We start from the raw sequence: 255 nt of genomic DNA on the forward strand, positions 1-255 counted from the left end.
TAAAGGTGGTCCAGGAAGGCGACAACGTCGTCATCCAGGCGGCCAATCCGGAAACCATCTATGTGCCGCAGTATCCGCCGGAGATGCTCTACGAGCCGAACTATGCACCGGCGCCGATCGGCTACTATGACGAGCCCTATCCCGCCTACTGGTATCCGGGTGCGGCCTTCTTCGCCGGTGCGGTCACGGGTGCGGCCTTCGCCGCGATCGTCGACTGGGACGATTGGGGCGTCTGGGGTGGCCGCTGGAACGGCG

General features: G+C 64.7%; 1 protein-coding gene. It reads left to right on the forward strand.

Annotation, left to right across the window (positions count from 1 at the left end):
* Positions 1 to 255 (forward strand): DUF3300 domain-containing protein (locus IB262_RS36875; RefSeq protein ID WP_192494602.1); only part of this gene is annotated, 255 nt, incomplete at both ends.

This window comes from Ensifer sp. ENS02, assembly GCF_014851885.1.
GTDB classification, from domain to species: Bacteria; Pseudomonadota; Alphaproteobacteria; order Rhizobiales; family Rhizobiaceae; genus Ensifer; species Ensifer adhaerens.